The following is a 12298-nucleotide window of genomic DNA, read 5'->3' as shown; positions in this document are numbered from 1 at the left end:
ATCGGCGATCGTGAATCCCTCAGCCGAGGACATAGTCCGCGCGGCGGCCCGGTGGATCGATCGCGGCGTCCGCGTCGACACCTCCGCCTTCGCCCAAGACCTGGGCATCTCGCGCAGCACCCTGTTCCGTCGCGTCGGAAACCGGGAAGACCTGCTCGGTGATGCCCTCTACTACCTGTCCGAGCGCACCCTGACGGCCGCCGCGCGCACCTGGGAGCGCGAAGAGGGCGACGTGGTGCGCAACGCGGCCGGTGAACTGCGCTGTCTCGCGATCATGCGGGAATACCGGTCGGTGCTGGCGGCGAGCGCGGGGTTCCGGCGCTTTCTCGACGACGAGCCGGTGCTGGCGATCAGGCTGCTCACCGACCCGGACGGCCGGGTCCAGCCGAGGGTGATCGCCGCGCACGTCGAGCTGCTGCGCCGCGACGTCGACGCGGGTGGTTTCGAGCCCAGCGTCGGTCTGGACAGCCTCTGTTACGCCATCGTGCGGCTGGGGGAGGCGTTCCTGTATTCGGACGTCCTGGCCTCCCGGGCGCCCGATCTCGACGCGGCGTCGACGCTGCTCGGAGCGCTCGTGGAAGGACGGGTGCCGAGCAAGACCTTGTGAAACACTTGCGCCTGGTGTTTCATCGAGAGGGATCTCGAGGAGGCGTGGATGCCTGTGTACCCGTTGCGGGGCAGGGACGACCTCTTCGGTGGGCTGCGCTCGGCCACCGGGCGCGCCGTGCTGATCCGCGGCACGGAAGGGCTGGGTAAATCGGCCCTGCTCACCGCGCTGCGCGCCACCCTCGGTGTCCGCCTCGTCGGTGTGCGGGGCCTGCGGGCGGAAAGCACGCTGCCGTACGGCGCCCTGCAGCGGATGTTCGGGGCTTCGGTCTCCAGCGGCGCGGAGGCGCGAGACCGGCTCGGCGCCGTCTCGGCTCCGACGATCTGCTGGGTCGACGACGCGCACTGGGTCGACCAGGAGTCCTTGGCGGCACTGGGTTTCGCGGCCCGGCGCTTGGCGGGCGCGCCGGTCGGGATGGTGCTCGCGTCGCGATCCGAGTCGGACGAGTTCGACTCCGTCGAGCTGCCACCGTTGAGCGAGTCCGCCGCCGACCAGGTGCTGCGCGACCGCGGCGTGCCCGCCGGGGTACGCCCGCAGCTGGTCGACCTGGGCGACGGGAATCCCGCCGACCTGGTCGCGCTGGCGGCCTCGCTGACACCCGCGCAGGCGGCCGGGCGGGAGCCGGTTTCGCCGATCCTGCGCGACCGTCTGCCTCGGTACGCGGCCGAGCTCGAGGCGATGCCGCTCGACGAGCGTCTCCGGTTTCTCGGCGCTTGCATGGACTTTTCCGCGCGGAAGGCGACTTGGTACGCGGCGGCGTCCCCGGCCGATCGCCGGGCGGCGCACGCGCGGCTGGCGTCGGTCGAGGAAGGACCGGAGGCGCTCTGGCATCGTGCGATGGCGACGGCCACGCCGTCCGCGCCACTCGCGGACGCGCTCGCCGCGGCACCCGCGGTGGACCACGCCGCCGCTGCTCGGCACCTCGAACGCGCCGCCGCGCTGACCGCCGATCCGGCGGCGCGGACGGCCCGGCTGCTGGCGGCGGCGGACGCGGCCTGGCAGGCGGGCCGGCCGGGATGGGCGCGGCTGCTGCTGTCGAGGGTCGACGCCGAGCCCGGGGCGGTGGCGTTGCTGCACGGGGAGATCGAGCTGCGGGACGGCGATCCCGCCGTCGCCACCCACGAACTCGGCACGGCGGCGGAACTGCTGCCCGATCCGGCCGCCGCGCTCCTGCTGGCGGGCGAGGCGCGGCGGCTCGGCGGCGATTTGAGCGGCTACCGGGCGTTGGCGCGGGCGGTCCCGGCCGGAGAAGGTCTGGCGTTCGCGCACTTCCGCGGTTTGACCTCGGTTTACGCCGGACGGCACGACGACGCCGTCGCCCCGCTGGAGGACGCCGTCGCCAAGGGGATGGCCGACACCGACGTCGCCGGAGCCGTCTGGGCCGCCGAAGCGGCCTTCGCTCGCGGGCATGCGGAGCAGGCGCACGAGTACGCGGCGGCGGCGGTGAGCCGAGCCCGGCTCGGCAAACGGCACGCGGAACTGCCGTGGGCGCTGGTCTACCTTTCGCTTTCGGCCATCGCGCTCGACCGGATCCCCTGTGCGCGGGCGGCGTCCCGCGACGGATTGCGCGCGCCCCACAACCTGCGGATGGAGCATTTGACGTTGCTGGGGCTGGCCGCCGCGCTCCTCGGCGACCGCGCGCCGGAACTGGACGAAGCGGCCGAAGGCATCGCCGAACGCGGCCTCGGCAGGCCCGCCGCCGTCGCCGCGTGGGCGCACGCGTGCCTGGATCTGGCCGAGGACCGGCCCGACGACGCGCTCAGCAGGCTCGAAGATCTCGCTTCGGGCGTCTCCGGCGACCAGCCGGTGATCCGCGTGCTGGCCACTCCGCAACTCGTCGAGGCGGCCGTCTGTGCCGGACGGCCCGAACGCGCCCGTGCCGCGCAGGAGGTGTTCGACCGCTGGACCCTGGCCGGTGCGGAACCCTGCTGGCTCGCGCTGAGCCACCGCTGTCACGCGCTGATGGCGTCGGATCCCGCCGTGGCGGAACGGCGTTTCCGGCTGGCCGTCGAGGCGCACCGGCGGGCGGGCGGCGCGATGGAACTCGCCAGGACGCGGTTCGCGTACGCCACCCTGCTGCGACGGCATCGCCGGACCCGCGACGCCCGCGACCAGTTCCGAGATGCCTTGCGCGGCTTCGAAAACGTCGGCGCGGCCCGGTTCGCCGAACGGGCGAGAGCGGGGCTGCGGGCGGCGGGCGAGACCGTCGACGTGCCGCACCGATCGCTCGCCGGGCTCACCCCGCAACAGGACGCGATCACCCGGCTGGTGGCGGCGGGGGAGACGAACAAGGAGATCGCGCGGCGGCTGGTGATCAGCCACCGCACGGTGGACCACCACCTGCGGAACATCTTCACCGCGCTGGGAGTGCGGTCACGCGTGGAACTCGCGCGCCGGGTCGCCGCCGGTGAGTGAACCGCCTCGTGAGTGGTAAGGACGGTTAGAACCGTCCTTACCACTCACGAGGTGACGTCAGGGGCAGGTGAGTACCGGTGCCTGCGGACGTCCACCGCCGTGCAGTTCGCTCAGCGGCACCCTCGCCAGGCCGAGGATCGCCTGCGCGGTCGCGCGCGGGGCGGTCGCCGGGTTCAGGCCGGTGGCGTCGTAGGCGATCGCGCCGCGGTCCGCTTCGGCGCCGGCGCAGCCGGTCTGCAGCGACCGCAGGAATTCCCGCGCCTTGATCGCGGCGGCGGGACGGTGACCGGCCAGCGCTTCCGCGGCGAGGCCGGTGCTGTTGGCGTTGGGCGCATTCGTGCCGAAGCCGAAGCCGCCGTTCGCGTGCTGCTTCGTGACCAGCCAGGAGGTGCCCTCGCCGGCGTTCACCGCGTCGCCGGTGGCGCGCAGGGCCTGCACGACCGTCGCGGTCGCGTCGACGTCGCTCGTGCACGTCGCCTCGCCGAAGTTCAGCGGGAAACCGCCGTCCGCGCACTGGGTGCTCGCGAGGAACGTCACGGCCGGTGCCGGGGCGCCGCCGGGCGTGCGGTCCAGCGCCAGGAGGGCGAGCGACTGCGAGAGGGCGTTGGAGTAGTCGCCGTATTCGGACCGGTCGGAGAACCGGCCGGACGGCGTGAGCAGCGAGAGAAGGCCCGCCTTCAGGTCGACGCCGCCGAACGACGCGGGGTCCTTGCCGCGGATCTGCGCGGCAAGCATCAGCTTGGCGTGCGCGCCCGCGTAGGCCTCGGTGCCGCCGCCGACGTAGCCGGTGGTGATCTCCGGTTTCGCCAGCCAGGCGATCGCCTTGCCCGCGTTCGTGTCGGACACCCCGGCCGCGGCGAACGCGAAGATCGCGTCGATCGTCAGGCCCTGGTCGGGGAACTTCTGACCGCCGAAGTCGGCCTCGAACCGTTCGCCGTCGGTCATCTGCCTGGCGAGCCAGCCCGCGGCGGCGTCCGCCTTGTGGTGGGTGGCCGCGGCCGCCGCCGGGGCGGCGGCCAGCCCGATGCCGCACAGCACGGCGACAGCGAAAACCAAACGTCTCATGAGAACCCTTTCCCGCATTTCCACGACAGGAGTCGGTGACACCGCGCGACGTGGGTGACCGGGCTCGCCAGGAAGGCACACCGTTGCGGGACAGCGCCGGACTCTCACCGGACTTCCCCCACGACCGCGCCAGAAGACTCTCACCCCGGTCGAATGCGGGATACCGCCGGGTGCCGATGTGATCCTGGCTACCGACCTGGTCAGCGGTACCTGCCTGAGGTGAACGGGTGTTAACCTCGGCTGGCTCGACAACAGAACACCGCCGCCCGTGACGGGGAAGCCGGTCGAAATCCGGCGCTGTCGCGCAACCGTGGGCCCTTTCGCAGGGCGAGCCGGGATACCGAACGGGCGGATGAACGAACCACTGTCGCGATAAACAGGGGTGACTGCGGCGTCCCGCGCTGTCCTCCGCCATGCCGCAAGGAGGAGTCATGCGCCGCGGGTACCTGGCCGCGACGGCCTTCGCCGTCAGCGTCGCCGTGATCGCCGCACCGTTCGCCGGGACGGCGACGGCCGCGAACGATCCGGGCGCGGCGAAGGCGAGTTCCCGCTGGCTCGCGGCGAAGCTGAAGCCGGACGGCACGCTCGAGAACCCCAGCGGCGGCTCACTGCCCGACCACGGCTTGATGCTCGACGTGCTCTTCGCGATGTACGCCGCGGGAGAAGGCGCGCGGGCCGAGCCGATCGTGAAGTTCCTCGACGACCAGGGCCACGCCACCGACTACTTCACCTGGGACGGGCTCGCCCCCGGCGCCGGGTACGACAAGATCGTCGTCGGCGGCGCCGTGGCGAAGACACTGGTCGCCGCCCAGGTCTCCGGCCGGAATCCCCGGGCCTTCGACGGCTACGACCTGGTCGCCGAGACCCAGGGCGCGATCATGCGCAAGGGCCCCGACAAGGGCCGGATCAGCGATTACGCCAAGGATCCCGCGCTCGCCGACGCGGTGAGCAACAACGCGAACATGTTCGGCCAGGCGCTCGGGGTGATCGGCCTCGCCGCCGCGGGCGTGAACGACCGGCTCGCCATCGACAAGCTGCTGACCCAGCAATGCTCCGAGGGCTACTTCCGCGTCCTGTTCTCCTACATCCCGACGAAGGAGACCGGCGACCACGTCACCCCGGACGGCCGCAAGGTCTCGACCTGCGACGAGGGCAAAGCGCCCGGCCTTTCCCCGACCGACGGCGACGCCACCGGCCTCGCCCTCTCGGCGCTGCTCGCCGCGAAGAAGGCGGGCGCGGCCGGTCTCGACGCTCCGATCGGCAAGGCCGTCTCCTGGCTCAAAGCGAACCAGACGCCCGGCGGCGGCTGGGGCGGCGGCGTCGGCACCGAGGCGCCGAACACCAACAGCACCGGCCTGATCGTCCAAGCACTCGCCGACGCCGGCGGCGCGGACGCGGCGGTGGACAAGGGCATGCGGTACCTCAAATCCGCGCAGGCGAACGCCGCGGCCGACGCCGGGAACAAGCTCGCGGGCGAACTCGGCGCGATCGCCTACGACCCCGCGTCCTACGAGGCCGCGCGTTCCTCCGGCATCAGTGGCCTCGACACCTGGATCCGCGCTAGCGCGCAGGCTTCGCTCGGGTTGTCACAGGTCGGGTTCTACGCGCTCGCGAAGGGCGAAACCCTGCCGCCGGCCACCGGCGTCCCGGAAACCCCGGCCCCGACGACGCAGCCGCACAAGCCTGCTCCGAAACCCGAAAAGTTCGTCACGCCCAGGGCGTCCACCGGTGCCCGGGTGTCCACGGTGGCGGCGGTCACCGCCCCGGCCGACGCGACCCCGGCCGCCCGTCTCGCTGCCTACCTGACGAACCGGCTCGTCGGCGGCGACCACGTCGAGGTCACCGAGGGCGGCAAGACCTACGTCGACTACGACGCCACCGCCGATGTGGTGCTGGCTCTGCGGGCGCTGGACCAGCGGCCGGATTCGGTCGCCCGCGCTTCGCAGTTCCTTCTGAAGCCGGAATCCGTGCAGGCCTACGCCCACGGTGCGCCGTACGAACAGGGCGAGGCGTCGTACGCCGAACCGCTCGCGAAACTCGTGCTGGTGGCCGAATTCGCGAAGTCGGACGCAGCCGGGCCGTTGCGCGCCGATCTGGTGAAACTGCGCGGTGCCGACGGCGAGTTCACCGACACCGGTTCGTTCGCCGACGCCGACCGGACGGTCGAGCGGCACGCCTGGGCGGTGCTCGCCACCGCCGCCGACCCCGGCCCCGCGGTCGAACTGCTCCTCTCCCGCCAGTGCGCGGACGGCACCTTCCCGAAGCACCTCGACACCGCCGAGTGCGGCTCCGGCGACCTCGCCGCGACAGCCGCCGCCGTCACCGCGCTGGTCGCCCGTCCGCACACGGACACCGCGCCGCCGACCAGACGCCCGAACGCCTGGACCGAGCGGCGCGTGTCGGCGTTCGTCTCCGCGGTGGGCGCGCTCGGCGTCCGGCCCACCGGCGAGGGTTTGGTGACCGGGGAAGGCGGCGAGACGGACGTCGCGCTCAGCGCCGCCGTCGCCGCCGCGCGGCAGACCGCCGGGCTCGACGCGAGCGGAACCGCGCGCTCGCTGGGCAAGCTCGTCCAGGCGGACGGCGGGTTCGCCAAGGCATCCGGCGGAGAGACCGATCTCCCGACCAGTTCGGCCGCCGCCCAAGGGATCGCGGGCCGCTCCTGGCTCACCGCCGCGGATTCGCCGCTGTCACCCGCGATCCGGCTCCCGCTGACCACCGGCACCGATACGCCGGTGCTGGCCGCCGCCCAATCCGACGACCAGCCGGCCTGGGTGATCTGGGGGCTCGCGGGACTGGCCGCGCTGCTCCTGCTCACCGCGATCGCGCTCGTCTTCGTCCTTCGCCGTTTCACCAAGAAAAAGGGGGTAACACCATGAAGAGACTGCTCGCCGTCACCACTGTCCTCATCGGACTGATCGGGCTGTCCGCCGCACCCGCGAACGCGGTCGACACCACCAAGGGGTACAACGGGATCTGCACCGGCGCCGACGCGCGCACCGGGGTCACGGTCGTGATCGATTTCCAGGAGCTGGCCGCGCCGACGATCACCCGCTGCTCGCCCAACGCCGCGCCGGGCACCGCCCGCACGGGCATCAAGGCGTTGCAGGACGCGGGGATCGCGGTCGCCGGCACCGCACGCTGGGGGCTCGCGTTCGTCTGCCGCCTGGAAGGCCGCCCGTCCGCGACGGAGACCCTCCCGCTGTCGACCAACCCGAACTACAAGGAAGCATGCGTCACCACCCCGCCCGCGGGCGCGTACTGGGGTTACTGGCACGCCGACGGTTCCGGCTCCACCTGGACCTACAGCAGCTCGGGAGCGCTCAACCGCAACGTCGTCCCGGGTGGTTTCGAGGGCTGGTCGTTCTCGCTGAACAAGTCCGCGACGACCAACCCGCCGCCCGGCGTCACGCCGAGGAACCCGGCCGTCCCGTGAAAAGGCTCCTCGGGGTGGTGGCGGCGGTCTTCCTGATCGCCGCCACGGCGCCGTCCGCGCACGCGATCGACCAGGGCAAGGGATATCCCGGGTTCTGCAAGGACGCCACCGGGGTCACCGTGGTGGTGGATTTCCAGCAGCTCGGCGGCACGACGATCGTGCGGTGCAATCCGCAGACCACCCGCGGCACCGGGCTCGACGCGCTCAAGGGCGCCGGTTTCCAGATCGCCGGGGTCCAGCGCTGGGGCGAGTCGTTCGTCTGCCGGGTCGAGAACCGCCCGTCCGCGACCGAGAGCCTTCCCATGACGGGCCGTGAGGGCTACCGGGAGCCGTGCGTCGACACACCGCCGGCTCAGGCTTATTGGTCGTACTGGCACGCCTCGAACAACTGCGCCTGGGACTACAGCCAGTGGGGGGTCAAGAACCGCGACTTCATCCCGGGCGGTTTCGAGGGCTGGTCGTTCTCCCTGAACGCCACCGCCCAGAGCAACCCGGTCCCGCGGGTCTCCGCCGTCCGGCCGGGCACCGAGAACCAGCCCTGTGTGCCGCGAGAAGAGGCGAAGCCGCTTACCGGCGACCCCGGCGAGCGGCAGCAGCGACCGCCGGCGGGGAACGGTCAGCAAGCCGACGGATCTCAACCGGCGACGACCGCGGGAGAGGCTCCGGCCGCGGAGCCGGGTTCCGGCGCGCTGCCGCCGCCCAAGCCGCGTCCGAGTGCTTCGGCGCGGCCGAAGGCGCAGGACCCGTCGTCGAACGTCGCGTTCACCGGCGGGGAGAACGCCGAGGACGTCAACGCGGTGCTCGAACGCGAGTCCGGAGCGGCGGGCTGGGCGCCCTGGGCGGCCGGCGCCGCGGTACTGGCGTTGTGCGTGGCAGGATTCCTGATGGCACGCAGACGCAAACGCGCTCAAGGAGTTTGATGACGTCCTACTTCCTGCCGCGCGATCTGCATCCGGCCGCGTGGTGGGTGTGGGCGCTCGGACTCGCCGTCGCGGCGACCCGCACGACGAACCCGTGGCTGCTGCTGACCATCGTGGCCGTCGCGGGGTACGTCGTCGTGGCCCGCCGCAGCGAGGCGCCGTGGGCGCTGGCGTTCCGGCTGTATCTGTACCTCGGCGCGTTCATCGTCGCGATCCGCGTGTTCTTCCGCGTCGTGTTCGGTGGTGCCGAAGGATCCACGATCCTCCTACGGCTGCCCGAGATCCCGCTGCCGGAATGGGCGGCGGGTATCCGGCTCTTCGGCGACGTTTCCGCGGAATCGTTGCTGGGCGGGCTCTACGACGGGATGCGGCTGGCGACGATGGTGATCTGCCTCGGCGCGGCCAACGCGTTGGCGAACCCGAAACGGCTGCTCAAGGCGATGCCGCCGGCGCTGTACGAGGTGGGCACGGCGGTCATCGTCGCGCTGTCGGTGTTCCCGCAGCTCGCCGAGAGCGTGCTGCGGGTCCGGCGGGCCCGCCGGCTGCGTGGCAGCTCGGGCAAGAAGAAGGTGAAGGCGCTGCACACCATCCTCATCCCGGTACTGGAGGACGCGCTTTCCCGTTCGCTGCAGCTCGCCGCGTCGATGGACTCACGCGGCTACGGCCGGGCGGGAATGGTCGAAGCGCGCGCCAGACTGATCACGGGAACGCTGATGATCGCCGGGCTGCTCGGTGTCTGCGTCGGTGTATACGCCACTTTGGACGGTTCGACGCCCCGATACCTGGCCGCACCGGTGCTTTCCGCGGGTGTCGTGGTCGGCCTGATCGGATTCTGGTCGGCGGGCAAACGCGTCCGGCGCACACGCTACCGGCCGGATCGCTGGCATCCGCCGGAAATCGTCGTCGCCGTCAGCGGGATCACCGTCGCGGCCGTCCTGTTCGCGACGTCGGAGGTGAACCCGATGAACATGAACCCGTCGCTGATCGGCCTGTCCTGGCCTTCGCTGTCGTGGGTGCCGTTGCTCGGGGTGCTGATCGGCGTGCTTCCCGCGTTCCTGACGCCGGCTCCCGAACCTCCGTACGCCGCACTGGAAGAAGAAGCCCGCGCATGATCGAACTGGACCACGTCTCCTTCACCTATCACGGCCGCGCCGAACCGGTGCTGTCCGACGTGACACTTTCCATTGGTGAGGGTGAACTCGTGCTGTTCGCGGGCCGGACGGGCGCGGGCAAGTCGACGCTGCTCGGCACGATCAACGGTCTCGTCCCGCATTTCACCGGCGGTCATCTCGAAGGCACGGTCTCCGTGGACGGCGTGACGACGCGATCCCGGCCGCCGCGCGAGTTCGCGCATCTGGTCGGCGTCGTCGGACAGGATCCCCTCGCGGGCTTCGTGACCGACACGGTGGAGGACGAACTCGCGTACGGCATGGAGCAACTCGGCCTGAGCCCGCAGGTGATGCGCCGCCGCGTGGAGGAGACCCTCGACCTCCTCGGCATCGCGGAACTGCGCAGGCGCGCGCTGCGGACGCTGTCCGGCGGGCAGCAGCAACGGGTGGCGATCGGCTCGGTGCTCACCACCCATCCCAAGGTGCTCGTGCTGGACGAACCGACGTCGGCGCTGGACCCGACCGCGGCGGAGGAGGTGCTCGCGACGCTGGCCCGGCTGGTGGAAGACCTCGGCACGACGGTGCTGATGGCCGAGCACCGGATGGAACGCGTGATCCCGTTCGCGGACCGGATGATCCACGTGCCGGGCACCGGGGAAGTGATCGACGGAACGCCGCCGGAAGTGCTGAAGGACATGCCCATCGCGCCGCCGATCGTCCACTTGGGACGGTTGGCGGGCTGGGATCCGCTGCCGATGTCGGTCCGGGACGCCCGGCGGCGCGCGTCCTCGCTGACGCTGGGGGCTCCGCCCGCGCGGACCACGACAGTGGGCGAGGAGCTGCTGGCCGCGTCCGGTGTCGTCGTGCGTTACGGGCCGAAGGTGGCGGTGCGGGAGGCCGGCCTGACCCTGCGCGCCGGCGAGGTGCTGGCGATGATGGGGCGCAACGGTTCCGGCAAGTCCTCGCTGCTGTGGGCGGTGCAGGGTTCCGGCCCCCGGCAGGGCGGCAAGGTGACCGTCGACGGCGAGGACCCGAAGACGCTGAGCAGCGCCGCGGCCCGGGCCCTGGTCGGAATGGTGCCGCAGACCGCGAGCGATCTGTTGTACCTGCAGACCGTCGCCGCCGAATGCGAAGCCGCCGACGCGGAATCGGGTGCGGAGCCGGGGCGGTGCCGGGAACTGCTCGACAGGCTCGCTCCGGGCATCGATCCCGAGTCGCACCCGCGTGACCTTTCGGAAGGGCAGCGGCTCGCGCTCGTGCTCGCCGTCCAGCTGTCGGCCGCCCCGCGGATCATGCTGCTGGACGAACCGACCCGCGGCCTCGACTACACCGCGAAGGCAGCGCTGGCGCGGATGATCGCTTCGCTGACGGCCGAGGGCAAGGCGATCGTCGTGGCGACCCACGACGTCGAGTTCGTCGCGACGATCGCGGACCGGGTGATCGTGATGGCGGAAGGGGAGATCGTCTCGGACGGCCCGACCGGTGAGGTGCTCGGCGGCTCCCCGGCGTTCGCCACGCAGATCGCGAAGATCCTCGGCGAGCCCTGGCTCACCGTCGAAGAGGTCCGGTCGGCGCTGCCGCAGGAGGTCCCGTGACCGCGGTGGCCCCGGCGGTCCGGCTCGGCCCCCGTTCGGCGACGGTGCTCGGCCTCGCGTCGCTGGCGGGGCTGATGATGTTCGTCTGGCCGCTCCTGGTCCGCGTCGAGCCGCAGTCCATGCAGCACGGCCCGGACGCGCCGTTCGTGTTCATCGGGATCCTGCCGATCCTGATCGTCATCGTGCTGGCCGAGATGTCCGAAGGGGGCATGGATTCCAAGGCCCTCGCGATGCTCGGCGTGCTCTCCGCGGTGAACGCCGCCCTGCGGCCCCTCGGCGCGGGGACCGCGGGTATCGAGACCGTGTTCTTCCTGCTGGTGCTGGCCGGGCGGGTGCTCGGCCCCGGGTTCGGTTTCGTGCTGGGCTGTACTTCGATGTTCGCTTCGGCGCTGCTGACCGCCGGGGTGGGGCCGTGGCTGCCGTTCCAGATGATGTGCTCGGCGTGGATCGGGATGGGCGCCGGGCTGCTGCCGCGCCGGATCACCGGCAAGGCGGAGATCACGATGCTGGTGGCGTACGGGATCTTCGTCGCGTACGTCTTCGGATTCCTGATGAACCTGTGGTTCTGGCCGTTCATCACCGACGCCGAGGTGCCGTACCACGACGGGCACATCTCCTACGTGCCCGGCGCCCCGCTGCTGGAGAACCTGCACCGCTTCGCCGTGTTCACCCTGCTGACCTCGACGGCGGGCTGGGACACCGGCCGCGCGATCACCAACACGGTGGCGATCCTGGTGCTGGGGCCCGCCGTGCTCGCGACGTTGCGCCGGGCTTCGCGGAAGGCCTCCTACGGGGTGATCCCCTCGTTCACCGATGAGCCCGCTTCCGGCGCAGGACGTGGAAGGACACGGCGAACGCCACTCCCACGGCCACGATGAGCGCGGCGAAGACGGGATGCATGTCCTTGGACAGGCTCTGCGCCCGGTCGGGGCCGATCGCCCAGAGCGCCAGGGGAGTCGCGTAGGCCGCGGTGAGGGCGATCGCGCCCCAGCGGAGCCGGGTGTCGCGCAAAGTGCCGATCAGGGCGATCGCGAGCGGGACGACGGCGAGCATCGCGAACTGGCCGGCGACCATGATCGGTACGGCCCAGGCCGAGACGACGACGGCGCGCGGGGCATGGCGGACGGTGGTTTCGCGGTCGGACATCGGTTCCT

The 12298-nt window shown here is 71.8% G+C and carries 10 protein-coding genes and 2 riboswitches; of the genes, 8 read left to right on the top strand and 2 right to left on the bottom strand.

From position 1 onward, the window contains the following. Positions 1 to 10: 10 nt before the first annotated feature. Both MJQ72_RS24590 and MJQ72_RS24585 read left to right on the top strand, forming a co-directional pair. Positions 11 to 607: a QsdR family transcriptional regulator gene (locus MJQ72_RS24590; RefSeq protein WP_240593354.1), complete on the top strand. Its 597-nt coding sequence runs from the start codon at positions 11 to 13 to the stop codon at positions 605 to 607. A gap of 48 nt (positions 608 to 655) precedes the next feature. Further along, positions 656 to 3022 carry a LuxR family transcriptional regulator gene (locus tag MJQ72_RS24585; RefSeq protein WP_240593352.1) on the top strand — a complete coding sequence of 789 codons (2367 nt, stop codon included), beginning with the start codon at positions 656 to 658 and terminating at the stop codon, positions 3020 to 3022. A gap of 57 nt (positions 3023 to 3079) precedes the next feature. Here the strand turns inward: MJQ72_RS24585 and MJQ72_RS24580 are convergent, their stop codons facing one another. Further along, a complete protein-coding gene (locus MJQ72_RS24580) occupies positions 3080 to 4087 on the bottom strand; it encodes a prenyltransferase/squalene oxidase repeat-containing protein (RefSeq protein WP_240593351.1) in 1008 nt (335 codons plus the stop codon). Positions 4088 to 4118: 31 nt separating this feature from the next. Next, a riboswitch (cobalamin riboswitch) is annotated at positions 4119 to 4250 on the bottom strand. A gap of 111 nt (positions 4251 to 4361) precedes the next feature. Further along, positions 4362 to 4429: riboswitch (cobalamin riboswitch) on the top strand. A gap of 89 nt (positions 4430 to 4518) precedes the next feature. Here MJQ72_RS24580 and MJQ72_RS24575 point away from each other — a divergent pair. Genes MJQ72_RS24575 through MJQ72_RS24550 form a run of 6 tightly spaced genes read left to right on the top strand, consistent with a single transcriptional unit; the run spans position 4519 to position 12022 of the window. Further along, positions 4519 to 6963, top strand: coding sequence for a hypothetical protein (locus tag MJQ72_RS24575; protein WP_240593349.1), 2445 nt, complete (start codon positions 4519 to 4521; stop codon positions 6961 to 6963). After that, on the top strand, positions 6960 to 7520 hold the full coding sequence (locus MJQ72_RS24570) for a flagellar hook-length control protein FliK (protein ID WP_240593348.1): 561 nt from the start codon (positions 6960 to 6962) through the stop codon (positions 7518 to 7520). Before MJQ72_RS24575 ends, MJQ72_RS24570 begins: the two co-directional genes overlap by 4 nt. Next, positions 7517 to 8440, top strand: coding sequence for an ABC transporter substrate-binding protein (locus MJQ72_RS24565; protein ID WP_240593346.1), 924 nt, complete (start codon positions 7517 to 7519; stop codon positions 8438 to 8440). The genes MJQ72_RS24570 and MJQ72_RS24565 overlap by 4 nt, the downstream gene beginning before the upstream one ends. Then, on the top strand, positions 8440 to 9552 hold the full coding sequence (locus tag MJQ72_RS24560) for an energy-coupling factor transporter transmembrane protein EcfT (RefSeq protein ID WP_240593344.1): 1113 nt from the start codon (positions 8440 to 8442) through the stop codon (positions 9550 to 9552). Before MJQ72_RS24565 ends, MJQ72_RS24560 begins: the two co-directional genes overlap by 1 nt. Continuing rightward, the gene (locus MJQ72_RS24555) at positions 9549 to 11144 is read left to right on the top strand and encodes an ABC transporter ATP-binding protein (RefSeq protein ID WP_240593342.1); all 1596 of its coding nucleotides are present in this window, start codon (positions 9549 to 9551) and stop codon (positions 11142 to 11144) included. The genes MJQ72_RS24560 and MJQ72_RS24555 overlap by 4 nt, the downstream gene beginning before the upstream one ends. Then, a complete protein-coding gene (locus MJQ72_RS24550; protein WP_240593341.1) occupies positions 11141 to 12022 on the top strand; it encodes an ECF transporter S component in 882 nt (293 codons plus the stop codon). The genes MJQ72_RS24555 and MJQ72_RS24550 overlap by 4 nt, the downstream gene beginning before the upstream one ends. Here the strand turns inward: MJQ72_RS24550 and MJQ72_RS24545 are convergent. Further along, a complete protein-coding gene (locus tag MJQ72_RS24545; RefSeq protein WP_240593340.1) occupies positions 11952 to 12290 on the bottom strand; it encodes a hypothetical protein in 339 nt (112 codons plus the stop codon). The genes MJQ72_RS24550 and MJQ72_RS24545 overlap by 71 nt on opposite strands. Between the last annotated feature and the right edge of the window lie 8 nt (positions 12291 to 12298).

The organism is Amycolatopsis sp. EV170708-02-1, assembly GCF_022479115.1.
Taxonomy (GTDB): domain Bacteria; phylum Actinomycetota; class Actinomycetes; order Mycobacteriales; family Pseudonocardiaceae; genus Amycolatopsis.
This window is presented reverse-complemented; position numbering and strand designations above follow the sequence as displayed.